The following is a 25,468-nucleotide window of genomic DNA, read 5'->3' on the forward strand; positions in this document are numbered from 1 at the left end:
GAACGACCTGTCTGTCCCCATGTTTCCCGCCCCCAGTCCGGGGGAGGCGGGGGGTCGCCCGTCAGGAGAGCTGGTTGGCCTCGACCCACTGCAGGTACTCGTCGCTGACGGTGCCCGTCACGTACTCGCCGGTGAAGCAGCTCATCTCGAGCTCGGTGAGGTCGGACCCCTCGAGGATCGCGTCCCGCATGTCGTCGACCTCCTGATAGATCAGGTGGTCGGCGCCGAGCTCGCGGGCGATCTCCGGGATCTTCCGGCCGGCCGCGATCAGCTCGCGGCGCGACGGCATGTTGATGCCGTAGACGTGCGGGTAGCGGACGGGCGGCGCCGCGGACGCGAACGTGACCTTGTTGGCCCCGGCGGCGCGCGCCATGTCGACGATCTCGCGACTCGTCGTGCCGCGCACGATCGAGTCGTCGACGATGAGGATGTTCTTGCCCTTGAACTCGGTGCCGAGCGCGTTCAGCTTCTGCCGCACGCTCTTCTTGCGCACCGCCTGCCCGGGCATGATGAACGTCCGCCCGACGTATCGGTTCTTGTAGAACCCCTCGCGGTAGTTCACGCCGAGGCGCTGCGCCAGCTGCATCGCGGAGGGCCGCGCGGAGTCCGGGATCGGCATCACGACGTCGATGTCGCCCATCGGCGTGTGGGTGGCGACGGTGTCCGCGAGGCGGTCACCGAGGCGGAGCCGCGCGTCGTACACGGAGATGCCCGACATGGTCGAGTCCGGCCGGGCGAGGTAGACGTACTCGAACGAGCACGGCACCAGGCGCGGGTTCTTCGCGCACTGCTGCAGGTGCAGCTCGCCGTCCGGGGTGATGAAGACGGCCTCGCCGGGGAGGACGTCGCGCACGACCTCGTACCCGTTGCTCTCGAGCACGAGCGACTCGGAGGAGACCATCCACTCGTCGCGCTGGACGCCGGGCAGGTGGTCGGCGCTGCGCCGGCCGAGGGTCAGCGGCCGGATGCCGAACGGGTCGCGGAACGCGAGCAGCCCGCGGCCGGCGATGAGCGCGATGGCGGCGTAGGAGCCCTCCACCCGCTCGTGCACGCGACTGACCGCGGTGAAGACCTGCGCCGGGTCGAGCTCGAGGCCCGACAGCTGCGACTGCAGCTCGTTCGCGAGCACGTTCACGAGCAGCTCGGTGTCCGAGTCGCTGTTCAGGTGCCGGCGGTCGACGTGGAAGAGGTCCTGCTGCAGCTCCCGCACGTTCGTGAGGTTGCCGTTGTGCACGAGCAGGATCCCGTACGGGGCGTTGACGTAGAAGGGCTGCGCCTCCTGCTCGCTCGCCGCGGAGCCGCGGGTCGCGTAGCGCACGTGGCCGAGGCCGGTGCTGCCGAGCAGCGTGCGCATGTCGCGGGTGCGGTACGCCTCCCGGACCTGGCCCTTGACCTTCACCATGTGGAAGGAGCCGTTCTCATCGGTCGCGATCCCAGTCGAGTCCTGACCGCGGTGCTGCAGCAGCAGCAGCGCGTCGTAGATGAGCTGGTTGACCGGCTGGGCGGCGGAGACGCCGACGATGCCGCACATTCGGGTAGGGATCCCCTTGGCTTTAGGCTCGAGTGGTGCAGGGACCATCCTCCCATCCGGCGGTCCCGACCCGTGCCCAGGGCGCCCCGGTCGATCGCTACGCCGCCGCAGGGGTCGACACGCACGCGGGCGACACGGCCGTCGAGCTGATGAAGCGCTCGGTCGCCGCGACGCACGGACCCCAGGTCCTGGGCGGCGTCGGCGGGTTCGCCGGGCTCTGGGACGCGTCCGCGCTCACCCGCTACACGCGGCCGATCCTCGCCACGTCCACCGACGGCGTCGGCACGAAGATCGCGATCGCGCAGGCGCTCGACAAGCACGACACGATCGGGCAGGACCTCGTCGGGATGGTCGTCGACGACATCGTCGTGGTCGGCGCCGCGCCGCTGTTCATGACGGACTACATCGCGTGCGGCCGGGTGGTCCCGGAGCGCATCGCCGCGATCGTGGACGGCATCGCGCGCGCCTGCGCCGGCGCCCGCACCGCGCTCGTCGGCGGCGAGACCGCCGAGCACCCGGATCTCATCGCGCCCGACGACTACGACGTCGCGGGTGCCGCGGTCGGCGTCGTGGAGGCGGACCGGCTGCTCGGCGCCGACCGCGTCCGCGAGGGCGACGTCGTGCTCGCGCTCGCCTCCTCCGGGCTGCACAGCAACGGCTACTCGCTCGTCCGCCGCATCATCCGGGACGCGGGCCTGCGCTACGACACCCGCGTCGCGGACTACGGCACGTCGCTCGGGGAGGCGCTGCTCGAGCCCACCCGGCTCTACACCGCGGACCTGCTGGACGTGCTCGACGGGCCCGACGGCGGCGCCGTCCACGCGCTCGGGCACGTGACCGGCGGCGGCCTCGCCGCGAATCTGGCCCGGGTGCTGCCGCCCGGCGCCCGCGTCGACCTCGACCGGTCGACGTGGACGCCGACGCCGGTCTTCACGGTCCTCGCGGACCTCGGGGGATTCCCGCTCGCGGACGTCGAGGGCGCATGGAACCTCGGGATCGGCATGTTCGCGGTCGTCGACGCGTCCGCGGCGGGGCGGATCGCGGGGTCGCTCGACGCGGCCGGGATCCGGACGTGGCAGGTCGGCGTCGTCGAGCGCGGGCTCGCGGACGACTCGTACGTGCAGGGCGCGAAGGGCGTCGAGGGCGGCGCCGTGCGCCTGGTCGGCGCCTACGCCGGCTGAGTCAGCCGCGTCGACTCGAGCGCTTCAGCAGGCTGCGCGCACTCGCGCAGGCTGCGGAGACGCCCAGGAGCCTGCCGAAGTGAGCACGGCCTGCTCAGATGCTCAGCCTGCCGAGAAGCCCACGGCGTGACCGAGCAGGAAAGCGCTCGCCGGAGTCCTCGACGGCGAGCAGTGCGCCGCGATCAGCGGTGCGAGTCCTTCTCCGCGAAGTCCTCCTCCGACCAGCCGGCGTGCGCCTCGGTCGAGTGGGACCCGATCTCCGCCTCGAGGGCGTTGTAGTTCGTTTCCGGGCTGAAGTACTTGAGATCGCGAGCGATCTTCGTGTGCTTCGCCTTCTGACGGCCTCGCCCCATGCGTGACCCCCTCATGTCGTCCTCGCCGCGTGGGTGAAGAGGCGGCGGAAATGCGAAAACTGGCGATCATCGTAACACGCACGGTTGCGGCAGGATGGTGGTCGGCGCTCGCGCCGGGGGAGGGGGTCGGCCGTGGTCGCAGTTCCCGCGCACGTCGACGTGGTGGTGATCGGGGCGGGGCAGGCCGGCCTGTCGGTCGCGTACTACCTCCAGCGCCTCGGCGTCCGCAGCGGCGTCGATCAGGTGATCCTCGACCGCGGGCCCGGAGCGGGCGGCGCGTGGCAGCACCGGTGGGAGGCGCTCCGCCTCGGATCCGCGCACCGCGTCCACGACCTGCCGGGCATGCGCCGGGCCGGCATCACGTTCGAGACGGCCGACCGCAGCCGCCCCGCGCGCGACGTCGTGGGCGAGTACTACGGCCACTACGAGCGCTTCTTCGGCCTCGACGTCCGCCGACCGGTCACCGTCGCGGCCGTCTACGACCGGGGGGCGGACCTCGTCGTCCGCACGACCGCCGGCGAGATCACCACCCGCGTCGTCGTGAACGCGACCGGCACCTGGGGCGCCCCCTTCGTGCCCTACTACCCGGGGGTCCGCGACTTCGCGGGTCGCCAGGTGCACACCTCCACCTACCGCGACGCGGCGGACTTCGCCGGGCTGCGCGTGCTGGTGGTCGGCGGCGGCACCTCCGCCATCGGCTTCCTGCTCGAGCTCGAGGGCGTCGCCGCGAAGACGTTCTGGGCCACCCGCCGCCCGGTCGAGTACCTGGACCAGGGCACGCTCGACCTGGAGGCCGCCGTCGCCGCGGTCGACCAGCAGGACGCGGCGGCGCGCTCGGGACGAGCGCTCCCCTCGATCGTCTCGGGCACCGGCGTGCCGAAGACGCGGCGGATCGCGGCGGCGATCGAGCGCGGCGTGCTCGCGCCGCGGCCGATGTTCGACCACCTCGAGCGCGAGGCGGTCGTCTGGCCGGACGGCTCGCGGGAGCGCATCGACGCGATCGTGTGGGCGACCGGGTTCCGGCCCGACATCCGGCACCTGAGCCCGCTGCGCCTCCACGAGAAGGCCGGCGGCGTGCAGGTGACGAGCGGCGCCGCGGAGCGCGACCCGCGCATCTTCTTCGCGGGCTACGGCCCGACGGCGAGCACCATCGGCGCGAATCGCGCCGGCCGGACGCTCGCGCGGCAGGTGTTCGCGGCGCTCGGGGAGACGACGGCGCCGGTCGAGGCGACGCCCGACACGATCACGGCCGTCCTCCAGGTGCCCAAGGAGCCGGACCCGCAGGACCACGTCGCCCAGCTGATGGCGCGCTTCTTCACCGACGCCTGACCTCCGCGGATCCGGAGATCCTGCGCGACACGCCGGGTGCAGCCCGCGCTCGACGGTGTGCCGCGTCGGATCTCCGGATCCGCGAGTCATCGACCTCGTCGCCATACCTGCTCGATCACGTCGCCGACGTACGCGGTGTCATGCACGGCGGCGTGGTGGGTGAAGCGGAGCGGCGGGGTGCCGAAGTAGGCGATCACCGCGTCGCGCTCACGGTCCTTGATCACCGCTCGTCCGGAGTGGTGCTTGATGCCGTCGGATTCGACGGGCAACCACTCGTCGACGAGGCCGTCCGTCCGGTACAGCTGGGTGAGCCATGCCTGGCTGCGCCACGGAAGGCGGCGATCCTGCGTCTCGAGCCGGAGGAACGTCTCCCCGACCGCCTCGGCGAGCGGATCGCTCCGGTCGACTGCCGCCGTCCGGTTCGCGGGCAGGGCAGATCGGAGCAGCACCGTCCCCTCCGACGGGAGGACGGGCGGCCCTGCGGCCTGGTTGCGAGCGGAGTCGATCGCCGCCGTGAGCCATCGGGTCGTGGTGCAGTGCGCCATCTGCAGCAGCGCATCGACGGGGGAGACCCGCCATCCGCGAGCGGGCTGGAGTCGTCGCTCCCAGTGGAGACGCACCGCACGGTCCTCCCCGGCATGCACATGCCGGGTCGCGTCGTCCGATCGTCGCAGTCGCGTGACGTCCGGCAGGACACTGACGTGGAGGCGCCCGTCCAGCCCCTCGGGGATGAAGAGGCCGTAGGACTCCGCGGCGGCGAAGCAGCCGAGCAGTCCCCCAGTGCGTACCGCGCGCTCCGCTCCGGACGGCGCGGAGGGGTCGAGGTACCAGCCGATCCGGGGTCGGCGGACGACGCCGAGGTGTCGGAGGCGCCCCATGTCCGTGCCGGAGAGTCCTGCTTCGACGAATCGGCGGAGCGGCGCCAGCCCGTGGTTTCTTCGAAGCACCTCCTGTGCGAGGGCGATGATGACGGCGCGATCCGTGGCCATGGCCGGGACTGCGGCGGACGCCCGTCCTGCTCGCAGCGTTCTGGACTGTGGAGGAGTGGAAGACGGGGCGCACCCCTTCGCGGATCCGGAGATCCTCCGCGACACTCCGCAGGACAGGCATGACTCGCGGCGCGTCGTCGACGATCTCCGGATCCGCGGACGGAATGCGGATCCGCGCGGCTCAGCTGCGGGTGAGGTCCTTCTCCGGCTCGGGGGAGGCGGGGGCGGACGGCTCCGGGGGCACCGGGCGGCCGGCGTGCACGTGCCGCCGCGCGGGCATCCTCGGGCGCACCGGCTCGCCGCGGCGGTCCTGGCCGGGGATCGGGCGGGAGCGGCGTCCGTAGATGAGCTGCGAGGAGTCGAGCAGCCAGGGCACGAGCGCGAGCGTCACGCCGTGCACGAGCATCAGCTTCTGCCGGATCCGCCGCGCCTTGTGGTTGTGGAGCAGCTGCTCCCACCAGTGCCCGACCACGTACACCGGCGTGTAGACCGTGACGACCTCCGCGCCGTGGGTCGCGCGATGCGCCTTCACGTACTTGATCAGCGGCACGCTGATGTCGCGGTACGGCGAGGGGACGACCGTCAGCGGCACCGCGATGTTCATGAGCGCCCACTCGTCCTCGAGCCGCTTCGTCGCGGCGTCATCGATGGACACGTGGACGGCCTCGAGGGAGTCGTGCTTCGCGGCGATCGCGTAGTCGAGCGCCTTCAGCACCGGCTTCTGCATCCGGCCGACGAGCACGATCGCGTGGTCGCCCTTCGCGCCGAACGTCGTGTGCGGGTCGACCTCGATCTCCTTCTCGACGTCCCGGTAGTACCGGTTCACGCCGAGCATGAGGAACCACAGGATCGGCATGATCACGAAGACGAGCCACGCCCCGTGGGTGAACTTCGTGATGGTGACGATCACGAGGACGGTCGCCGTCATGCTCGCGCCGACGAGGTTGATGACGAGGCTGCGGATCGTCGCGCTCCGGCCCGGAGCGCGCCGGCGCAGCAGCCGGATCCAGTGCCGCACCATGCCCGTCTGCCCGAGGGTGAACGAGACGAAGACGCCGATGATGTACAGCTGGATCAGGTTCGAGACGCTCGCCTGGTACACGAGCAGCAGCAGCGCCGCGACGGCCGACAGCACGATGACGCCGTTGCTGAAGATGAGCCGGTCGCCGCGCGTGGAGAGCGCCTTCGGCGCGTAGCCGTCCCGCGCGAGCACGCTGCCGAGCAGCGGGAAGCCGTTGAACGCGGTGTTCGCGGCGAGCAGGAGGACGAGCGCCGTCGCCGCCTGCACCAGGTAGAACAGCGGCGACGCGGCCCCGAACGTCGCGGCGGCGACCTGCGCCATGAGGCTCGGCTGCGGCGCGGTCGCGCAGGCCGTCCAGCCGACGAGGTCGCACGGCGTCTCCGCGTAGTGCACCCCGGCCACGAGCGCCGTCGCGAGCAGGCCCACGAACAGGCAGATCGCGATGAGGCCCATCGCCGTCAGCGTCCGCTGCGCGTTCCGCACCTTCGGCCGCCGGAAGGCCGGCACGCCGTTCGCGATCGCCTCCACGCCCGTGAGTGCCGAGCAGCCGCTCGCGAACGCGCGGAGGACGAGCAGCACCATGCCGACCTGCGTCACCTGGTCCGCGTGCACCGTGTACCGCGCGCTCTCGGCGACGGGCGGCTGCCCGAGCAGCGTCCGGATCACGGCGACGACAACCATCAGCGCCACGCTGCCGATGAACACGTAGGTCGGGAGGGCGAACGCCTTGCTCGACTCGCGCACGCCCCGGAGGTTCACGCCCGCGAGCACGACCACGATCACGAGGGCCATCTCGACCCGCACGCCCGCGAGCTGCGGCACCGCGGAGATGATGTTGTCCACGCCGGAGGCGACGGAGACCGACACGGTGAGGATGTAGTCGACGAGCAGCGCGGACGCGACGACCAGCGCGGGGCGCTCGCCCAGGTTCTTCTGCGCGACCTCGTAGTCGCCGCCGCCCGACGGGTACGCCTTGATCAGCTGCCGGTAGGACAGGACGACGACCGCGAGCAGCAGGACGACGACCGCGGCGACCCAGGGGGCGAAGGCGAGGAACGCGGTGCCGCCGAGCAGCAGGATCAGCAGCAGCTCCTGCGGCGCGTAGGCGACCGACGACAGGGGGTCCGAGGCGAAGATCGGCAGCGCCAGGTGCTTCGGCAGCAGCTGGTCCTCGAGCTTGTGGGAGGGCAGCTTTTCGCCCAGGATCAGGCGTTTGACGCGTCGGCTCTCGTCGTCGGGCGCCGAATTCACGAGCGCCGAGAGTACTCCCGGGGCAGTACCTGTCAACAACCCCGTTCGTCCTGTGGATGCACGGCGGGATCGGAGGGCCGGAGGCCGCCGCTGTCCGATCGGTCAGCGATAATCGGCGGGTGCAGATCCTCGCCGCGTTCAGCCTCCGCAACCGCGCGCTGATCGCGCTCGTCACCGTCGTCGCCGCGTTCTTCGGCGTGCTCGCGACGACGGGACTGCGGCAGGAGCTGATCCCGTCGATCCAGTTCCCGCAGCTCGCGGTCGTCTCGACCTACCGCGGGGCGTCGCCCGAGATCGTCAGCGAACGCGTCAGCAAGCCGATCGAGCAGGCGGTGCGCGGCATCCGCGGCGTCGACACGACCTCGTCGACCTCCGCGACGGGCAGCTCGACGGTCAGCATCAGCTTCGCCTTCGGGACGGACCTCGACAACGCCGAGCAGAAGGTCAGCGCCGCGATCAACGGGCTGCAGTCGACGCTGCCGGACGGCGTGCAGCCGCAGGTCGTCGCGGGCAGCCTCGACGACTTCCCGATCGTCGCCGTCTCGGTCACGGGCGACGCCTCGACGACCGAGCTCGCGACCGCGGTGAACGACTCCGTCCTCCCGAAGCTCGAGAAGCTCGACGGGGTGCGGGCCGCGAGCCTCGCCGGCGCTCCCGGCACCCGCATCACGATCGTGCCGAAGGACGCGCTCGCGGACCACGGGCTGCAGACCTCCGTCATCTCGCAGACGCTGCAGGCCTCCGGCGCCCTCGTGCCCGGCGGGACGGTCACGGAGAACGGCCGCACCCGCGCCATCGAGATCGGCACCGAGCTCGGCGGCCCGAGCGACATCGCGGCGCTGCCGCTGTCCGGCGTGACGCAGCAGCAGTGGAACCTCCGCGGCGCGTCGGCGGCCTCCGGGAGTACGCTGAACCGGCCGCCGCGGATCGGCGACGTCGCCACCGTGCGGCAGGAGCAGGACCCGGTCACCACGGTCGCACTCGTGAACGGCAAGCCGGCGCTCACCGTCTCGGTCACGAAGCTGCCGGACGCGAACACCGTCCAGGTCTCCCGCGAGGTCGCGGACGCGCTGCCGGACCTGCGTGGCGCGCTGGGGCCGGGCGGGGCGTTCACCCCGGTGTTCGACCAGGCGCCGTTCATCACGCAGTCGATCGACTCGCTGCTGCAGGAGGGCGGCCTCGGGCTGATCTTCGCGGTCGTCGTGATCCTGCTGTTCCTGCTCAGCATCCGGGCGACGCTCGTCTCCGCCATCAGCATCCCGACCTCCGTCCTCATCACGCTGATCGGGATGCAGGCGGCCCAGTACTCGCTGAACATCCTCACGCTCGGCGCGATCACGATCGCCGTCGGCCGCGTCGTCGACGACTCGATCGTGGTCACCGAGAACATCGCGCGGCACTTCCGGGAGGACCTGCCCGGGTTCGCGAACAGTCGCGAGGACCGGAAGCGCGTGACGCCGGAGGCGCGGCGCAAGGTCGTGCTCGACGCGGTCCGGGAGGTCGCGGGCGCCGTCACGGCCTCCACGGCGACGACCGTGGCCGTGTTCCTCCCGATCGCCTTCGTCGGGAGCACGGCGGGCGAGCTGTTCCGGCCGTTCGCGCTCACCGTCACGATGGCGCTCGCGTCGTCGCTGCTCGTCGCGCTGACGATCGTGCCGGTCCTCTCCTACTGGTTCCTGCGGCCGGGCCGCAGCAGGCGGGAGTCCGCGAAGCGCCTGCCCCCGCTGCAGCGCGCGTACCGGCCGATCCTCTCCGGCACCCTGCGGCACCCCTGGCTCACCGTGCTCGCGGCGCTCGTCGTGCTCGTGCTGACCGGATTCCTCGTGCCGCGCCTGCAGACGAACTACCTCGGCTCGACGGGCCAGAACACGCTGACCGTGACGCAGACGGTGGCGGACGGCACGAGCCTCGACGACCAGACCGCGGACGCGCGGACCGTGGACCGGAAGCTCCGGTCGATCGACGGGGTGCGCATCGTCGCCGCCTCGATCGGCACGAGCGGCAACGCCGCTCGTGACGCGTTCGTCGGCGGTGCGGGTTCGCAGATCACCTACAACGTCACGACCGCGGAGGACCTCGACCAGGACGCGCTGCAGCAGCGGATCCGGGAGCGACTCGGCGGCTCGCGCGGGGAGTTCGAGGTCTCGACCGGGCAGGGCTTCGGCACCTCGAGCGACATCGAGGTCGACATCGCCGCCGGCAGCGTCGACGCGCTCGACGCGTCGGCCTCCCGGATCCTCGAGAAGGTGCGCTCGCTGCCCTCCATCGCGGAGGCGAGCAGCAACCTGTCCGCGACGCAGCAGTACCTCGCGGTGCGGGTGAACGCGGACGCGGCCGCGAAGGCGGGGTTCACGGAGGCGTCGCTCGCCCAGTACGTCGCGGCACAGACCCAGCCGACGGACATCGGCTCGATCACGGTCGGGAACGACAGCATCACCGTGTACCTGCAGGCACAGGACCCGCCGAAGACGCTCGACGCGCTGAAGTCGCTGGACGTCCCGACGGCCACGGGGACGAAGCAGCTCTCCTCCCTCGCGACCGTCGCGCTCGACACCGAGCCGGCGACCGTGACGAGCACCGACGGCGCGCGCAGCGCGACCGTCACCGCGACCCCGAAGGGCACGAACACGGGCGCCGCGATCGCGGACGTGCAGAAGGCGGTCGACGGCCTCAAGCTGCCGGGCGGCGCCTCCGCGACCCTCGGCGGGCTCGCCTCCGATCAGACGAGCGCGTTCCAGCAGCTGTTCCTCGCGCTGCTCGCCGCGATCCTGATCGTCTACACGATCATGGTCGCGACCTTCCGCAGCCTGCGGCAGCCGCTGCTGCTCCTGATCTCGGTGCCGTTCGCGGCGACGGGCGCGATCCTGCTCCAACTCGTCTCCGGCATCCCGCTCGGGGTCGCCTCCGTGATCGGCCTGATCATGCTCGTCGGCATCGTGGTGACGAACGCGATCGTCCTCATCGACCTCGTGCGGCAGTACCGGGAGAAGGGCGAGACGGTGCGGAACGCGGTGCTCGACGGCGCCTCGCGGCGCCTCCGGCCGATCCTGATGACCGCGCTGGCGACGATCTTCGCGCTCGTGCCGCTCGCGTCCGGGCTGACCGGGCACGGCGGGTTCATCTCGCAGCCGCTCGCGATCGTGGTGATCGGCGGCCTCGTCTCCTCCACGGTGCTGACCCTGATCGTGCTGCCGACGCTGTACTTCCTCGTGGAGGGGCGCCGGGAGCGCCGGGACGAGCGCCGCGCCCGGAAGGCCGCGAAGCAGGGCCCTCCCCTCGACCGGGCGGCGGCCTCCCGCGCCTGACCCCGCTTCGAGTCGGCGCGCCGCCGCTCGGAGGATTCCTGCTGACGTGCTCGTGCGGGTCGGCGGTACACTGCAGGGTCGGCCGGGACCGTTCAGTGGAGTCCGAAGGCCGTCGGCGCGTCGCATCCGACGCGCTCCCACGGCCCGCTGCCGACGCGCGACGCGTGCAGCGCCCTGATCGGACGGATCATCCGCATGCCCGCACGTGCCCGTAGCAACAGGACCCCGGACGGCGCGAAGCGCCGCTGGACGCCGGAGGAGCGCGCCGCCCGCGGCGCCGCCTCCGAGCGCACCCACCGCGGCGGCGGTCCCCGCGCGGCGAAGCGCGAGGAACGCTTCGGCACGGCGAGGCCCGCGCAGGAGGAGGGCGGCGCGAAGCGGCAGAGCCGCGGCGTCGACTGGTACCCCGGCCCGCGGAACGCGGACCGGACCGACCGCCGCGCCGGCGACGGGCGCTTCGGCGGCCAGCGCGGCGACCGGCAGGAGCGGCCCGCCCGCGGCGACCGGGACGCCCGCGCGGGGCGCGACGCCGGCGCCACGAGCCGCGTCGACCGCTCGGAGCGGCAGCGGCCGCGCGAGGAGCGCTTCGACCGCCGTGCGCGCCCGCCGCGCGGCGACCGGACGGAGCGTCCGCAGCGGTTCGACCGGGATGCGCGTCCGCAGCGCGCCGACCGGAGCGAGCGTCCGCAGCGGTTCGAGCGCGCCGACCGGACGGAGCGTCCGGAGCGCGCCGAGCGTCCACAGCGGTTCGAGCGGGATGCGCGTCCGCAGCGCGCCGACCGGCCGCGCACCGACCGGCCGCGGCAGGACCGCGACCGTCGTCCAGAGCGCGCCGAGTCGCGGTTCTTCGGCGACCAGCAGAAGCCGGCCCGCTTCGAGGCGCCGGAGGACGTCGTGCTCGAGCGCCTCGAGGGCGAGGTCGTCACGGCGGCCGACGTCGCCGGGCGCAGCTTCGCCGACCTCGGCCTCGGCGAGCAGATCACGAAGGCGCTCGCGGAGCTCGGCGCGACCGAGCCGTTCCCGATCCAGGCCGCGACGATCCCCGCGGCACTCGCCGGACGCAACGTGCTCGGCCGCGGACGCACCGGGTCGGGCAAGACCATCGCGTTCGGCGCCGCGCTCGTCGAGCGCCTCCTCCGCAACTGGGCCGAGTCCGGCCGCACCGGCTCCGGCCGGCGGATGGGGCGGCCGCCGCGCGCGCTGATCCTCGCGCCGACCCGGGAGCTCGCGCTGCAGATCGACCGCACGGTGCAGCCGATCGCCCGCGCCGTCGGCCTCTACACGACGCAGATCGTCGGCGGCGTGCCGCAGGGCCGGCAGGTCGGTGCGCTCGCGAAGGGCGTCGACATCGTCATCGGCACGCCCGGCCGGATCGAGGACCTGCTCGAGCAGGGCCGCCTCGATCTCGGCGCGGTCGAGATCGCCGTGCTCGACGAGGCCGATCACATGGCGGACCTCGGGTTCCTCGAGCCGATCCAGCGCCTCCTGCGCCAGGTGCCGGCGGCGGGACAGCGGCTGCTCTTCTCGGCGACGCTCGACGCGGCCGTGGCGCAGCTCGTGGAGGAGTTCCTCCCGGATCCCGACGTGCACGAGGTCGCCGACGCCGAGGGGTCCACGACGGCGGACCACCGCGTGCTCGTCATCGAGCAGGGCGAGAAGATCCGCGTGCTCGCGGCGCTCGCCGCCTCGGTCGATCGCTCGCTGGTGTTCGCGCGCACCCGCGCGTTCGCCGAGCAGCTCGCCGACGACCTGGACGCGGAGGGCGTGCGGACGGAGAGCCTCCACGGCGACCTGAACCAGGCGCGCCGCACCCGCAACCTCGCGCGCTTCACGGAGGGCAAGGTGCAGGCGCTCGTCGCCACCGACGTCGCGGCGCGCGGCATCCACGTCGACGACATCGAGCTCGTCGTGCACGCGGACTCCGCCGAGGACTACAAGACCTACCTGCACCGCTCGGGTCGAACCGGCCGGGCCGGGGCGTCCGGCTCCGTGGTCACCCTGATCACGGCGCGGCGCCGTCGGCGCTTCACGGAGCTGCTCGAGCGGGCCGGCGTCGACGCCGAGTTCGTCGTGCTGCGCGCCGGCGAGGACCCGGTCGCCGCGCTCTCCGGTACCAGGAGGGGATGATCGGGTCATGGACCTCGTGACCGCCCTCGACGTCGCCGACTGGCGCCGGCGCACCCACGCCCTCTACGAGGCGGTGCGCGAGAGCCGCATGCCCGAAGGGGCATGGAAGGAGTGGCGGGCCGGTCGCGACGCGATGTTCCGTGACCATCCGGCGTCGCCGCTGCAGGCCGAGGACCGCGACGGCTTCGCCGGGCTCGTGTTCCCCGACTACGACCCCGCATGGCGCTTCGAGACCCTCGTCGAGGAGGCCGAGCCCGCCCACCTCGACGTGCCGACCGGCACGGACGGCGTCGTGCCGTTCGACCGCGTCGGCGTCGTGCGACTCGGCGACCTCGGCACGCTCGACGTCTGGTGGCTCTCCTCCTACGGCAACGGCCTCTTCATCCCGGTCAAGGACGCGAGCGCCGGACGACCGGGCGGCACCTACGGCGGCGGGCGCTACCTGATCGACACCGGGAAGGGCGCGGACCTCGGGCTGCGGGGCCGCGACGTCGTGATCGACCTCAACTTCGCCTACAACCCGTCGTGCGCCTACGACCCCGAGTGGGCCTGCCCGCTCGCGCCTCCGGGGAACACGCTGCGCGTCGAGGTCCCCGTCGGCGAGCGCGTCTTCAACACCGACTACTGATTCCGATCTGCAGGAGTTCCGGCGCAGCAGCGTGAGAACTCCTGCGAAGCGGAACCGGGTGTGGAGAGCGGAGCGGCGATGTCCGACGCGCGGGATACCCTCCCCGGCGTGACCGACGTGCTGCCCGCCCCGCCCGTGTCGGGCGACGCGCGCGAGGTGCTGCACCGCGTCTTCGGGTACGAGACCTTCCGCGGTCGGCAGGCGGAGGTCGTCGACGCCGTCGTCGCAGGCGGCGACGCCGTCGTGCTCATGCCGACGGGCGCTGGCAAGTCGCTCTGCTACCAGGTGCCGGCCCTCGTGCGGCGCGGCGTCGGCCTCGTCGTCTCCCCGCTGATCGCGCTCATGCACGACCAGGTGGACGCGCTCCGCGCCGTCGGCGTCCGCGCCGAGTTCCTGAACTCCACGCAGAGCCCGGACGAGCGCGCGGCGGTCGAGCGCGACCTGCTCGCGGGCGACGTCGACCTCGTCTACATCGCGCCGGAGCGCCTCTCCGGCGGCTCCGTGCGCGCGCTGCTCGACCGCGTCGCCGCCGGCCCCGGCATCTCCGTGTTCGCGATCGACGAGGCCCACTGCGTGTCGCAGTGGGGGCACGACTTCCGGCCCGACTACCTCGCGCTCGCCGACCTCGTCGGCCGCTGGCCGGGCGTCCCGACGATGGCCCTCACCGCCACGGCGACGGAGGCCACCCACCGCGAGCTGACCGCGCGGCTGCACCTCGAGGGCGCGACGCACGTCGTCGCGAGCTTCGACCGCCCGAACATCCAGTACCGGATCGTGCCGAAGGACGACCCGAAGCAGCAGCTGCTCAAGCTCATCCGCGACGAGCACCGGGGTGACGCCGGCATCGTGTACGCGCTGTCGCGGAACTCGGTCGAGCAGACCGCGACCTGGCTCGCCGAGCACGGCGTCGACGCGATCCCGTACCACGCGGGCCTCGACCCGCGGATCCGCGCCGCCAACCAGTCCCGGTTCCTCCGCGAGGACGGCGTTGTCGTCGTCGCGACGATCGCGTTCGGCATGGGCATCGACAAGCCGGACGTCCGCTTCGTCGCGCACATCGACGTGCCGAAGTCGGTCGAGGGGTACTACCAGGAGACCGGCCGCGCCGGCCGGGACGGGCTGCCGTCGACCGCCTGGCTCGCCTACGGGCTGCAGGACGTCGTGCAGCAGCGGCGCTTCATCGACCAGAGCGTCGGTGACGCGGCGCACAAGCGGAAGCAGACGGCGAACCTCGAGGCGATGCTCGCGCTCTGCGAGACGGTCGGCTGCCGGCGACGGCAGCTGCTCGCCTACTTCGGCCAGCCGACGGACGAGGACTGCGGCAACTGCGACACGTGCCTGAACCCGGTCGACACCTGGGACGGGTCCGTCGCCGCGCAGAAGCTCCTCTCGACCATCGTCCGGCTGCAGCGGGAGCGGGGGCAGCGGTTCGGCGCCGGCCAGATCGTCGACATCCTGCGGGGCAAGCGCACCCCGCGCGTCGAGCAGCACCGGCACGACGAGCTCAGCGTGTTCGGCGTCGGGGCCGACATCTCCGAGCGCGGCTGGCGCAGCGTCCTGCGCCAGCTGATCGCCCAGGGCGTCGTCCAGGTCGCGGACGAGTACGGCACGCTCGGACTCGGCGCCCTCGGTGCGGCCGTCCTGAAGGGCGAGCACCCCGTCCGTCTGCGCCACGACCTCGAGCGCGCGTCGACCGGTGGGGGATCGCGCGCCTCCCGGGCGAAGCAGGCCGCGGTCGACCTGGACGACGGGGCGAAGGAGCTCTTCGAGGAGCTGCGCGCCTGGCGCGCGGACCAGGCCAAGGAGCAGGGCGTGCCCGCCTACGTCGTGTTCGGCGACGCGACGCTGCGGGCCCTGGCGTCGGAGCGGCCGCAGACCGAGACCGCCCTGGCCGGCATCAGCGGCATCGGCGCCGCGAAGCTCGAGCGCTACGGCGAGGACGTGCTGGCCATACTGGCGAGGTGAGCGAGTTCTGCACGCCCCGTCTGCTGCTCCGGCACTGGCGGGAGGAGGACCGGGAGCCCTTCGCCGAGATGGGCGCAGACCCCGAGGTCATGGAGCACTTCCCCGCGCGACTGTCCCGCGCGGAGTCCGACGCGTTCGTCGACGGCCTCGGCGGGCTGCTCGAGCGGCGGGGGTGGGGGCTCTGGGCCGTGGAGGAGCTGCGCTCCGGCCGGTTCATCGGCTTCACCGGGCTGAACGAGCCGGGCTTCGCGGCGCACTTCACGCCGGCGACGGAGGTGGGGTGGCGGCTCCGCCGGGACGCGTGGGGCCAGGGCTACGCGAGCGAGGCGGGACGGGCGGCGCTGGTGTTCGCCTTCGAGGACCTGAGGCTCGACGAGGTCGTCTCGTTCACGGCGACCACGAATACGCGGTCGCAGGCGGTGATGCGGCGGATCGGCATGACCACCGATCCCGCGGAGGACTTCGACCACCCGACCATCGCCGACGGCAGCCCGCTCCGCCGCCACGTCCTCTACCGCCTGCGCCGCCCCTCCGCTGGTTGAGCCGGGCGCTCCGCGCCCGCGTCGGAACCAGTCCGACCCGTCGTCGAGCGCGGCCGTCAGTCGCGGATGGCGTCCAGCTCCACGATCGCGTCGGCGTCGAGGGTGAAGTCGAGGTCCGCGTTCTCGCGGATGCGCTCCGGCGTCACCGACTTCGGCAGCGGGAGGACGTCCTTCTCGAGCAGGTAGCGGAGGGCGACCTGCGCGGGCGTGCGGCCGACGCGCTTCGCGATCGCGTCGAGCTTCCCGCCCTCGAGCAGCTCGCCCGTGGCGAGCGGCGAGTAGCCCTCGACGAGCACGCCGCGCTGCTGGCACCACGCCGTGGTCTCGTCCTGGGTGTTGCCGACGAACCAGCGGATCTGGTTCGCGTGCGGCACGACGTCGGTCGCCGCGGTCAGCGACTCGAGGTCGTCGACGTCGAAGTTCGAGACGCCGATGCTGCGGGCGCGACCGGACGAGTAGAGCTCCTCGAAGACCTTCCAGACCTCGATGTTGCCGTCGCGGTGGTCGGAGCCGATCGCGTTCCACGGCCACGGCGCGTGGATCAGGTACAGGTCGACGACACCGAGGTCGAGACCCGACTGCGACTTCTCGAACGCCTGCCGTGCGCCGTCGGCGGTCTTGATCTCGGCGGGCAGCTTCGTCGTGATGAAGATCGTGTCGCGGTCGACGCCGCTGTCGCGGACCGCGCGCCCGACGCTCTCCTCGTTGCCGTAGGCGAGCGCGGTGTCGATGTGGCGATAGCCGGTGTCGAGCGCGGTGCGCACGGAGTCGTACGCCTCCGAGCCGTCCGGGATCTGCCACGTCCCGAAGGCGACCTTCGGGATCTGGACGTCGCCGGCGATGGTGAACGTGTCGGTCAGCACGGACATGGGTCTCCTCCTCGATGAGCGCTTGAGCCCGCCGGGAGGCTAGCGAGCGGGGGTCGGGGATCGCCTGTGCGCGGTCACTCCGCGGCGGCGAGGAAGACGCCGGCCGCATCGGCGAGGCGCCCCGGGTCGTCGACGTGCGCGAGCTCGCGCGCCGAGTGCATCGACAGCAGCGGGGTGCCGACGTCGAAGGTGCGGATGCCGAGGCGGGTCGCGGTGATCGGCCCGATCGTGGAGCCGCACGGCACGTCGTTGTTCGAGACGAACTCCTGCCACGGGACGCCGGCGGTGCGGCAGACGCGGCCCCACAGCGCCGCCCCGACCGCGTCGGTCGTGTAGCGCTGCACCGCGTTGATCTTCAGCAGGGGGCCGCCGCCCGCGACCGGCCGGTTCGCCGGGTCGTGCTTCTCCGGCCGGTTCGGGTGCACCGCGTGCCCCGCGTCCGCGGACATGCACCAGGAGCCCGCGATCGAGCGGGCCAGCTCCGCCCGCCCGCCGCCGAGCGCCGCGGTGATCCGCTCGAGCACGTCGACGAGCAGGGGTCCGGCCGCGCCGGACCGGCTCTCGGACCCGACCTCCTCGTGATCGAACGCGGTGAGCACCGCGATCGCGCTGCTCGGCTCGACGGCCTCCATCGCGCGCAGCCCGGCGTGCACCGAGCTGAGGTTGTCGAGCCGCGGCGAGGCGAAGAGGTCCTCCGCGATGCCGAAGCGGCGGGGCGGCTGCGTGTCGACGGTGATCAGGTCGTACCCGGCGACCTCGTCCGGGGCGATCCCGACGAGGTCCGCCAGCGCGCCGACCACGTCGCCGTCTCCGGCGACCCCGAGGACCGGCTGGAGGTCGCGCTGTCGATCGGGCGAGAACCCCGAGTTCAGGTCGCGGTCCAGGTGGATCGCGAGGTGCGGGACGCGGGCCCACGGCCCGGTGCGCACCAGGTGCTCCGCGCCCGAGGCGTCGACGACGCGGCCCGCCAGCTCGAGCTCGCGGTCGAACCACGACGCGAGGATGGGCCCGCCGTAGACCTCGACGCCCGCCTGCAGGAACCCGCCGGACCCGATGGTCGGCTTCGGCTTCAGCTTGAGGCCGGGGGAGTCGGTGTGCGCGCCGACGATCCGGTACGGCGTGGTCGCGTGGGCGCCGCGCGGGATCGCGACGGCGACGACCGCGCCCTCGCGGACGAGCAGCACCCGAGCGCCGGGCACGACGGCGGCCGTCCAGTCGGCGGTCTCGTCGAGGGGCGTGTACCCGGCGGCGACGAGGCGCCGCGCGACCTCCTCCGCCGCGTGGTACGAGCTGGGGGAGGCGGTGACGAAGTCCGCGAGGTCGTCGATGTGCGAGGTGCCGTCCACAGGCGCCATTCAACGCGATGGAACGGGAAGGGCTCGAACCGTTCCCGGTCCGGGCCCTTCCCGCGCTCGCACTCTTCGTTTCGTAGGACTCCGAGTCCTACGAAACGAAGGGTGCGGGGTCACTCGCCGAGGATGCGGTACAGCTCGCGGCGCAGCTCGTCGACCTTCTCGGTCGCGCGGGCGCGCTGCTCGGGCGTGACCCCGCCGCGGAACTGCATGGCGGCGCCGGCGAGCTTGCCGAACGCGGTCATGAGGGCGTCGCCGCCCTGGAAGCGGTCGCCGGCGCTGCGGAAGGCGGCGTCGATCTCCTCCTGGTGCGCGGTCACGTAGGTGCGGCCGGCGTCGGTCAGCTCGTAGGCGCCGCGGGGGCCGCCCTCCTGGCTGATGAGCCCCTCGTCGACGAGCTGGGCGAGCGTGGGGTAGACCGAGCCGGGGCTCGGCGTCCAGGCGCCCTCCGTCTTCTCGCCGATGGCCTTGATCAGGCCGTAGCCGTTCGACGGACCGTCGGACAGCAGGCCGAGGATGGCGCTGCGGACGTCGCCGCGGCGGGCGCGGGGACCGTGCGGGCCGAAGCCCGGGCCGGGTCCGAATCCCTTGAAGGCGCGCAGCGCCTCCGCGGGGCCGTCCCAGGGGCCGCCGAAGCCGCCGCGCGGACCGCGGTGGCCGAACGGGCCGTCGAAGCGGCCGCGCATGCCGCCGTGCTGGTGGGGGTGGTGGTCGTGGATGTGCTCCATGGTGGTCTCCTTCAAGATGTCGTTGTCGTGAAGCATCACGATATATCGGTGAACAGTGGATCGCAAGCGGGTGTTCCCGACGGCGGCGACGGGTCCTTGCGGAACTCGCGGCCGGTTCGGAGGTCGGGCTGTCACGGTCGTGGGACCGAACGGAAGGAGACCGTCATGGCACTCGGCGACAAGATCTCGAACGCGGCGGAGGACCTCGCGGGCAAGGCCAAGGAGGCCGCCGGCAAGGCGAAGGGCGACGAGCGGCTCGAGGCGGAGGGGCAGGGCGACCAGACCAAGGCCCAGGCCAAGCAGGTCGGCGAGGACGTCAAGGACGTCTTCCGCTGATCCGTGCCGGCGCATCGCGCCGCAGGACGACGCCTCCCGGAACGGAGCGGGAGGCGTCGTCCGGTTCGGGTTCTGTGCGTGCAGTGGACCTGAATGAAGGTTAGGCTCGCCTAACCTTCAATGACAGGAGACCCGCAGTGCGAGCCTCGCGCCTGATGTCCATCGCCGCCTCAGCGGCCCTGCTCGTCGCCATGGCCGGCTGCGCGCAGTCGTCCGACGCCCCCGGGAACGGGTCCGCGGCCCCCGCAGGCGCGACCGACGCCTTTCCGGTGACGGTCCAGCATGCGTTCGGCGAGACGACGATCGAGAGGAAGCCGACGCGCGTCGCGACGGTCGCCTGGGCGAACCACGAGGTGCCGCTCGCCCTCGGCGTGGTGCCGGTCGGCATGAGCAGGGCCACCTGGGGCGACGACGACGGCGACGGCGTGCTGCCGTGGGTCGAGGACCGGCTGACGGAGCTCGGCGCGAAGACGCCCGTCCTGTTCGACGAGACGGACGGCATCGACTTCGAGGCCGTCGCCGACACCCGACCCGACGTCATCCTCGCCGCGTACTCCGGGCTGTCGAAGAGCGACTACGAGACCCTCTCGAAGATCGCACCGACGATCGCGTACCCGAAGACCGCGTGGGGCACGACGCTCGACGAGATGATCGAGATGGACAGCGAGGCCATCGGGCTCGGCGAGGAGGGCGAGCAGCTCGAGGAGCGCGTCGACGCGCAGGTCGAGCAGGCCGCGACGAAGCGCCCACAGCTGGAGGGGAAGAGCGCGATGTTCGCGTACATCGACCCCGCCGACCTCAGCAAGGTCGGTTTCTACACCACGCTCGACCCGCGCGCCCGGCTCTTCGAGGACCTCGGCATGACGACGCCGCAGGCCGTGGAGCAGGCCTCCGGGGCCTCGAAGGAGTTCTACCTCACCGTCAGCGCGGAGGACGCGGCGTCGCTCGACGACGTCGACGTGATCGTCACCTACGGCGACGCGGCGCTGCTGAAGAAGCTGCAGGCCGACCCGCTGCTCGGCAAGATCCCGGCGATCGCGCGCGGCTCGGTCGTGCTGCTCACCGACAGCACGCCGCTCGCGGCGTCTGCCAACCCGTCGCCGCTCTCGGTCGGGGCGGCCTCCGACGACTACCTCGACGCGCTCGCGGCCGCCGCGGACCGGGTCGGGTGACGGCCGCCGCGCAGCGCCGAGCGGCAGCGGACGCCCCCGCCCGGCGTCCGCTGCCCGTCCGCGTCACGTGGCTGCTCGTGGCTCTGCTCGGCCTCGGCCTCTTCGGCGCCGCGTCCATCGTCTTCGGCGTCCGCGCGGTGACCTGGCCGGACGTCGTCGGCGGCCTCTCCGGCGCCTCGGACACGATCGCCGAGGCGGCGGTGCTGAAGCGGGTGCCGCGCACGATCCTCGCGATGCTCGTCGGCGCCGCACTCGGGCTCGCCGGCGCCGTGATGCAGGGGGTGACCCGCAACCCGCTGGCCGACCCGGGCATCCTCGGCGTCACGACCGGCGCCTCCCTCGCGGTCGTGACCGGCATCGCGTTCTTCGGTCTCTCCGCCCCGACGACCGTGACGTGGGTCGCGATCGGGGGCGCGGCGGCCGCCGCGGTGCTGGTCTACACGGTCGGTTCGCTCGGTCGCGGCGGGGCGACGCCGCTGAAGCTCGCGCTCGCGGGAGCGGCCTCCTCCGCCGCGTTCTCCTCGCTGATCAGCGCCGTGCTGCTGCCGCGCATCGACGCGCTGACCCAGTTCCGCTTCTGGCAGGTCGGCGGGGTCGGCGGCGCGGAGCCCGGGCGCATCCTGCAGGTGCTGCCGTTCCTCCTCGTCGGTGCGGTCGTCTGCGTCCTCTCCGCCCGCGGGATGAACTCGCTGGCGCTCGGTGACGACGTCGCCGCGGGCCTCGGCGCGCACGTCGGGCGCACCCGGCTCGTCGCAGCAGCCGGCGCGATCCTCCTCTGCGGCGCGGCCACCGCCGTCGCGGGGCCGATCGGCTTCGTCGGGCTCGCGGTCCCGCACCTCTGTCGCCTCCTCGTCGGCCTCGACCATCGCTGGCTGCTCCCCGCCTCCGCCGTCGCGGGCGCGGCACTGCTCACCGGTGCCGATGTGATCGGGCGGCTGGTCGCCCGACCCGCGGAGGTCGACGTGGGCATCATCACCGCGATCGTCGGCGCCCCGATCTTCATCTGGATCGTGCGGCGGCAGAAGGTGCGGGCCCTGTGACCGCCGTGCTCGGCCCCGAGCACGCCGCGCTCGCCCGCGGGCGCCGCCGCCGGACGCTGCAGCGCCGAGGGGCGCTCGCCGCGCTCGCCGCGGTGGTCCTCGTGCTGTTCGCGGTCGCGCTCATGGTCGGCGACACCTTCTACACGCCGTCGGAGGTGATCCGGACGGTGCTCGGTCAGACCGTGCCGGGCGCCTCCTTCACGGTCGGCGAGCTGCGGCTGCCGCGCGCGAGCGCGGGCGTGCTCGCGGGCGCGGCGTTCGGCCTGGCCGGCGTCACCTTCCAGACCATGCTCCGCAATCCGCTCGCGGCACCCGACGTCATCGGCATCAGCTCCGGCGCGAGCGCAGCGGCCGTGATCGGCATCGTCCTGCTCGGCCTCGACCAGGCCGCGACGTCCGTCGTCGCGATCGCCGGGGCGCTGCTCACCGCGGGCGTCATCACGCTGCTCGCGTACCGCGACGGCGTCGTCGGCACACGACTCGTCCTGATCGGCATCGGCGTCGCCGCGATGCTCGACAGCGTCGTGTCCTACGTCCTCCTGCACGCCGCGTCCTGGGACGTGCAGACCGCGATGCGCTGGCTGACCGGCAGCCTGAACGGCGCGACCTGGGAGCAGACGGCGCCGCTGGCCCTCGCGCTGCTCGTCGCGGCGCCCGCGCTCGCGTCGCAGGAGCGGCCGCTCCGCCTCCTGCAGCTGGGCGACGAGGCGGCGGCCGGGCTCGGGGTGCGCGTGGGGCGCACGCGGGTCGTCGTGATCCTCGCCGCAGTGCTGCTCATCGCGTTCGCCACCGCGGCCGCCGGTCCGATCGCGTTCGTCGCATTCCTCGCGGGGCCGATCGCCTCGCGGCTCGTCCGCGGCGGCGGCTCCCTGCTGCTGCCCGCGGCGCTGGTCGGCGCGGCGCTCGTGCTCGCCGCCGACCTGATCGGCCAGTTCGGCTTCGGCAACCGCTATCCGGTGGGCGTGATCACGGGCGTGCTCGGTGCGCCGTACCTCGTCCTGCTCCTCGTCCGCACGAACCGCGCAGGAGGCTCCTTGTGACCGCGTCGCACACCCTGGCCGTCGAGGGCGTGACCCTCGCGTACGGCGACCGCGTCGTCGCCGAGTCCGTCGACCTCGTCGTCCCGCCCGGGCGCATCACCGCGGTGGTCGGCGCGAACGCGTGCGGGAAGTCGACGCTGCTGCGCGCCATGGCGCGGCTGCTCCAGCCGCGGTCGGGGCGCGTGGTGCTGGACGGGAAGGACCTCCACCGATTGCCGACGAAGCAGGTCGCGCGCACGCTCGGGCTGCTGCCGCAGTCGCCGACCGCACCGGAGGGCATCGTCGTCGCCGACCTCGTCGCGCGCGGGCGGCATCCGCACCAGGGCTTCCTCGGCCGCTGGACCGGCGAGGACGAGGTCGCGGTCGCCGAGGCGCTGCGGCTGACGGACACCGCGGCGCTCGCGGACCGAGCCGTGGACGAGCTGTCCGGCGGTCAGCGCCAGCGCGTCTGGATCGCGATGGCGCTCGCGCAGCAGACCGACGTGCTGCTGCTCGACGAGCCGACGACCTTCCTCGACATCGCGCACCAGGTGGAGGTGCTCGACCTGCTCACCGATCTCAACCGCGCCCGCGGCACGACGGTCGTGATGGTGCTGCACGACCTGAACCTCGCCGCGCGGTACGCCGACCACCTCGTCGCGGTCAGCGCCGGGCGGGTGCACGGCGCGGGGGAGCCCTCGACGGTGCTCACCGCCGACGCGGTCCGGGAGGTCTTCGGGCTGGACTGCCGGGTCGTGCCGGACCCGGTGTCGGGCGCGCCCCTGGTCCTGCCGATCGGCCGGCACCACGCTGCGGCCCCGACCGGCGCCTGACCGCGAGCGCACGCCTCGCGGACGAGTGCATGCGCGGCGGCGCATGCACTCGTCCGCCGTTCGTGCACTCGCCCTCGCCGCGGTCGGAGCAGGACCGGAGCAGCGGGCGGCGCCGCATCGTCGTACCGTCGGAGCGCACGAGGAGGGCGCATGAGCGACACGGAGCAGGCCTTCACGGCCGAGGAGCGCGCGGCGATGAAGGACCGCGCGCAGGAGGTGCGGCGGGCGCGCCGCGGGAAGGCCTCGCCGGAGGACGACCTGCGCGACCTCCTGGCGAAGATCGACGAGCTGCCTGAGCCGGAGCGGACCACCGCGCTGCGGATCCACGCGATCGTGACGGCGGCCGCCCCGCAGCTGGCGCCGAAGCTCTGGTACGGGATGCCCGGCTGGGCGAAGGGCGGCAAGAACCTCGTGTTCTTCCAGAGCGCGACGAAGTTCAGGACCCGCTACGCGACGCTGGGCTTCAACGACGTCGCGCGGCTCGACGACGGCGACGCCTGGTCGACCGCCTACGCGATCGCCGCGCTCACGCCCGAGGTCGAGACGCGGATCGCGGAGCTCGTGCGCCGCGCGGTCGGCTGACTCAGTCCCGACCGATCACCGCGGCCTCGTGCGGACCGAGACCGCCCTCGAGGACGCGCTCGCCCGGGCCCGGCGCGAGGTCGACGGCCGCGTCGCCGACGTTGAGCGCCACGGTGACGGCGTCGCCGCCGTCGGGCGCGCTCATCCGGTAGACGAGCACGTCGTTCTCGACCCGGACCTGCTCGTACCGCCCCTGCGCGAGCCACGGCTTCCGGCGGCGCAGCGCGATGAGGCGCTGATGGAGGCGCAGGATCGGCTCGCCGACCGGGGACAGCTCGTCGGGGGAGTCCGGGAAGCGCGGGCGCACGGCGTCGTCGCCGCCCTCGCGATCCTCCTTCACCCCGCGGAAGCCCTCCTCGTCGCCGGCGTACACGACCGGGATCCCGCCGACGGTGAAGAGCACCGTCAGCGCGTGCGCGAGATGACGCTCGTCGTCGAGCCGGCTCGCGATCCGCGTCGTGTCGTGGTTGCCGACGAACGTCGCAGGCAGGAACGCGGCGACCATGTCGCGGTGGCGTCCGAGGGACCACGCGAGCTCCCACAGGTTGCGCTCGTTGAGCGAGCTCCAGATCGCCTTCCAGAGCTCGTACTGGGTCACCGAGTCGAGGCCCGACTCCGCGACGAACGCGGCGTAGTCGCCGTGGATCACCTCGCCGAGGAGCCAGGCGTCCGGGTGGGAGGCGCGCACCTGGTCTGCGACCCGGCGCCAGAACGCGGTCGGGACGGCGTACGCGGCGTCGAGCCGCCATCCGTCGATCCCGCGGTCGAGCCAGTGGCGCATCACGGCGACCACGTGGTCGAGCACGGCCGGCTCCTCGTGGTTCAGCGCCACGAGCGCCCCGTGCCCCTCGAAGTCGGCCCAGCCCTCGCCGTCACGCCGGAACCACCGCGCCGACTCCGCGTCGCCGGCCTCGGCGGCGGCGAAGCGGGGGAAGGAGCGCCCGACGTGGTTGAAGACGCCGTCGAGCACCACGCGCACGCCGCGCGCGTGCGCCGCCGCGACGAGCGCGTCGAGGTCGCCGTCGTCCCCGAGCCGCGGATCGATCCGGAAGTGGTCGCGGGTGTCGTAGCCGTGCGTCTCCGAGTCGAAGACGGGCCCGAGCTGCAGGCCGTTCGCGCCGAGCGCGACGAGGTGGTCCAGCCACGCGAGCAGCTGGGGCAGCCGATGCCGGACGGGACCGCCCGGCGGGTTGTCGCGCTCCGCGCCCGTGAACCCGAGCGGGTACACGTGCCACAGGATCACGTGCTCGAACCGCATCCGTCCCCCTCGCCCGGCCGACCGGCCCCGAGGATCCAAGCAGGTCGGTCGGGGAGC

21 protein-coding genes are annotated in these 25,468 nt (G+C 73.1%); 13 read left to right on the forward strand and 8 right to left on the reverse strand.

Annotated features, from left to right (window positions below):
- Window positions 1-61: 61 nt before the first annotated feature.
- Window positions 62-1,531 (reverse strand): amidophosphoribosyltransferase, encoded by a 1,470-nt coding sequence (gene purF / locus CLV52_RS02480; RefSeq protein WP_133764531.1) that lies wholly within the window; start codon window positions 1,529-1,531, stop codon window positions 62-64.
- A 35-nt stretch (window positions 1,532-1,566) separates the two neighbouring features.
- Here purF and purM point away from each other — a divergent pair, with 35 nt between their 5' ends.
- The gene (gene purM, locus CLV52_RS02485; protein WP_133764533.1) at window positions 1,567-2,712 is read left to right on the forward strand and encodes a phosphoribosylformylglycinamidine cyclo-ligase; all 1,146 of its coding nucleotides are present in this window, start codon (window positions 1,567-1,569) and stop codon (window positions 2,710-2,712) included.
- A gap of 182 nt (window positions 2,713-2,894) precedes the next feature.
- Here purM and CLV52_RS02490 read toward each other — a convergent pair whose 3' ends face one another.
- Window positions 2,895-3,065, reverse strand: a complete 171-nt coding sequence (locus CLV52_RS02490) for a DUF3073 domain-containing protein (RefSeq protein ID WP_133764535.1) — start codon at window positions 3,063-3,065, stop codon at window positions 2,895-2,897.
- A 132-nt stretch (window positions 3,066-3,197) separates the two neighbouring features.
- On the opposite strand from CLV52_RS02490, the gene CLV52_RS02495 reads away from it, so the two are divergent.
- On the forward strand, window positions 3,198-4,394 hold the full coding sequence (locus tag CLV52_RS02495; protein WP_133764536.1) for an NAD(P)-binding domain-containing protein: 1,197 nt from the start codon (window positions 3,198-3,200) through the stop codon (window positions 4,392-4,394).
- Window positions 4,395-4,480: 86 nt separating this feature from the next.
- On the opposite strand, the gene CLV52_RS02500 is transcribed toward CLV52_RS02495, so the two are convergent.
- Window positions 4,481-5,383: a PDDEXK family nuclease gene (locus tag CLV52_RS02500; protein WP_133764538.1), complete on the reverse strand. Its 903-nt coding sequence runs from the start codon at window positions 5,381-5,383 to the stop codon at window positions 4,481-4,483.
- A 181-nt stretch (window positions 5,384-5,564) separates the two neighbouring features.
- Window positions 5,565-7,655 (reverse strand): APC family permease, encoded by a 2,091-nt coding sequence (locus tag CLV52_RS02505; RefSeq protein WP_246017913.1) that lies wholly within the window; start codon window positions 7,653-7,655, stop codon window positions 5,565-5,567.
- 119 nt (window positions 7,656-7,774) lie between these two features.
- On the opposite strand from CLV52_RS02505, the gene CLV52_RS02510 reads away from it, so the two are divergent.
- The 5 genes from CLV52_RS02510 to CLV52_RS02530 all read left to right on the forward strand — a co-directional run bounded on the left by CLV52_RS02510 (window position 7,775) and on the right by CLV52_RS02530 (window position 16,222).
- Window positions 7,775-10,960, forward strand: a complete 3,186-nt coding sequence (locus CLV52_RS02510; RefSeq protein WP_162850681.1) for an efflux RND transporter permease subunit — start codon at window positions 7,775-7,777, stop codon at window positions 10,958-10,960.
- 195 nt (window positions 10,961-11,155) lie between these two features.
- A complete protein-coding gene (locus CLV52_RS02515) occupies window positions 11,156-13,087 on the forward strand; it encodes a DEAD/DEAH box helicase (RefSeq protein WP_133764542.1) in 1,932 nt (643 codons plus the stop codon).
- A gap of 7 nt (window positions 13,088-13,094) precedes the next feature.
- Window positions 13,095-13,715: a DUF1684 domain-containing protein gene (locus tag CLV52_RS02520; protein ID WP_133764544.1), complete on the forward strand. Its 621-nt coding sequence runs from the start codon at window positions 13,095-13,097 to the stop codon at window positions 13,713-13,715.
- 78 nt (window positions 13,716-13,793) lie between these two features.
- Entirely contained in the window at window positions 13,794-15,680 is a 1,887-nt protein-coding gene (recQ, locus tag CLV52_RS02525) for a DNA helicase RecQ (protein ID WP_133764546.1), read from the forward strand.
- The gene (locus CLV52_RS02530) at window positions 15,677-16,222 is read left to right on the forward strand and encodes a GNAT family N-acetyltransferase (protein WP_133764548.1); all 546 of its coding nucleotides are present in this window, start codon (window positions 15,677-15,679) and stop codon (window positions 16,220-16,222) included. The genes recQ and CLV52_RS02530 overlap by 4 nt, the downstream gene beginning before the upstream one ends.
- A 56-nt stretch (window positions 16,223-16,278) precedes the next feature.
- Here CLV52_RS02530 and CLV52_RS02535 read toward each other — a convergent pair whose 3' ends face one another.
- The 3 genes from CLV52_RS02535 to CLV52_RS02545 all read right to left on the reverse strand — a co-directional run bounded on the left by CLV52_RS02535 (window position 16,279) and on the right by CLV52_RS02545 (window position 19,171).
- Window positions 16,279-17,091, reverse strand: a complete 813-nt coding sequence (locus CLV52_RS02535) for an aldo/keto reductase (protein ID WP_133764550.1) — start codon at window positions 17,089-17,091, stop codon at window positions 16,279-16,281.
- Window positions 17,092-17,165: 74 nt separating this feature from the next.
- A complete protein-coding gene (locus CLV52_RS02540; RefSeq protein ID WP_133764552.1) occupies window positions 17,166-18,446 on the reverse strand; it encodes a M18 family aminopeptidase in 1,281 nt (426 codons plus the stop codon).
- A 110-nt stretch (window positions 18,447-18,556) separates the two neighbouring features.
- Window positions 18,557-19,171, reverse strand: coding sequence for a PadR family transcriptional regulator (locus tag CLV52_RS02545; protein WP_133764554.1), 615 nt, complete (start codon window positions 19,169-19,171; stop codon window positions 18,557-18,559).
- 165 nt (window positions 19,172-19,336) lie between these two features.
- Here CLV52_RS02545 and CLV52_RS02550 point away from each other — a divergent pair, with 165 nt between their 5' ends.
- From CLV52_RS02550 to CLV52_RS02575, 6 genes are all read left to right on the forward strand, one after another.
- Entirely contained in the window at window positions 19,337-19,507 is a 171-nt protein-coding gene (locus CLV52_RS02550; protein WP_133764556.1) for a CsbD family protein, read from the forward strand.
- A gap of 155 nt (window positions 19,508-19,662) precedes the next feature.
- Window positions 19,663-20,679, forward strand: a complete 1,017-nt coding sequence (locus CLV52_RS02555) for an ABC transporter substrate-binding protein (RefSeq protein ID WP_211342589.1) — start codon at window positions 19,663-19,665, stop codon at window positions 20,677-20,679.
- Entirely contained in the window at window positions 20,676-21,719 is a 1,044-nt protein-coding gene (locus CLV52_RS02560; protein ID WP_133764560.1) for a FecCD family ABC transporter permease, read from the forward strand. Before CLV52_RS02555 ends, CLV52_RS02560 begins: the two co-directional genes overlap by 4 nt.
- Window positions 21,716-22,759 (forward strand): FecCD family ABC transporter permease, encoded by a 1,044-nt coding sequence (locus CLV52_RS02565; RefSeq protein ID WP_246017920.1) that lies wholly within the window; start codon window positions 21,716-21,718, stop codon window positions 22,757-22,759. The genes CLV52_RS02560 and CLV52_RS02565 overlap by 4 nt, the downstream gene beginning before the upstream one ends.
- A complete protein-coding gene (locus tag CLV52_RS02570) occupies window positions 22,756-23,571 on the forward strand; it encodes an ABC transporter ATP-binding protein (RefSeq protein WP_133764563.1) in 816 nt (271 codons plus the stop codon). The genes CLV52_RS02565 and CLV52_RS02570 overlap by 4 nt, the downstream gene beginning before the upstream one ends.
- A gap of 150 nt (window positions 23,572-23,721) precedes the next feature.
- On the forward strand, window positions 23,722-24,153 hold the full coding sequence (locus CLV52_RS02575) for an iron chaperone (protein WP_133764565.1): 432 nt from the start codon (window positions 23,722-23,724) through the stop codon (window positions 24,151-24,153).
- 1 nt (window position 24,154) lies between these two features.
- Here the strand turns inward: CLV52_RS02575 and CLV52_RS02580 are convergent, their stop codons facing one another.
- The gene (locus CLV52_RS02580; protein WP_133764567.1) at window positions 24,155-25,411 is read right to left on the reverse strand and encodes an alpha-amylase family glycosyl hydrolase; all 1,257 of its coding nucleotides are present in this window, start codon (window positions 25,409-25,411) and stop codon (window positions 24,155-24,157) included.
- Window positions 25,412-25,468 lie beyond the last annotated feature (57 nt).

The organism is Amnibacterium kyonggiense, from assembly GCF_004364555.1.
In the GTDB taxonomy this organism is placed as follows: domain Bacteria; phylum Actinomycetota; class Actinomycetes; order Actinomycetales; family Microbacteriaceae; genus Amnibacterium; species Amnibacterium kyonggiense.

Coding starts and splice junctions, on each gene's coding strand:
- purF (WP_133764531.1), bottom strand. CDS start 1,531: ATGTGCGGCATCGTCGGCGTCTCCGCCGCCCAGCCGGTCAACCAGCTC.
- CLV52_RS02490 (WP_133764535.1), bottom strand. CDS start 3,065: ATGGGGCGAGGCCGTCAGAAGGCGAAGCACACGAAGATCGCTCGCGAT.
- CLV52_RS02500 (WP_133764538.1), bottom strand. CDS start 5,383: ATGGCCACGGATCGCGCCGTCATCATCGCCCTCGCACAGGAGGTGCTT.
- CLV52_RS02515 (WP_133764542.1), top strand. CDS start 11,156: ATGCCCGCACGTGCCCGTAGCAACAGGACCCCGGACGGCGCGAAGCGC.
- CLV52_RS02520 (WP_133764544.1), top strand. CDS start 13,095: ATGGACCTCGTGACCGCCCTCGACGTCGCCGACTGGCGCCGGCGCACC.
- recQ (WP_133764546.1), top strand. CDS start 13,794: ATGTCCGACGCGCGGGATACCCTCCCCGGCGTGACCGACGTGCTGCCC.
- CLV52_RS02535 (WP_133764550.1), bottom strand. CDS start 17,091: ATGTCCGTGCTGACCGACACGTTCACCATCGCCGGCGACGTCCAGATC.
- CLV52_RS02540 (WP_133764552.1), bottom strand. CDS start 18,446: ATGGCGCCTGTGGACGGCACCTCGCACATCGACGACCTCGCGGACTTC.
- CLV52_RS02545 (WP_133764554.1), bottom strand. CDS start 19,171: ATGGAGCACATCCACGACCACCACCCCCACCAGCACGGCGGCATGCGC.
- CLV52_RS02550 (WP_133764556.1), top strand. CDS start 19,337: ATGGCACTCGGCGACAAGATCTCGAACGCGGCGGAGGACCTCGCGGGC.
- CLV52_RS02555 (WP_211342589.1), top strand. CDS start 19,663: ATGTCCATCGCCGCCTCAGCGGCCCTGCTCGTCGCCATGGCCGGCTGC.
- CLV52_RS02575 (WP_133764565.1), top strand. CDS start 23,722: ATGAGCGACACGGAGCAGGCCTTCACGGCCGAGGAGCGCGCGGCGATG.
- CLV52_RS02580 (WP_133764567.1), bottom strand. CDS start 25,411: ATGCGGTTCGAGCACGTGATCCTGTGGCACGTGTACCCGCTCGGGTTC.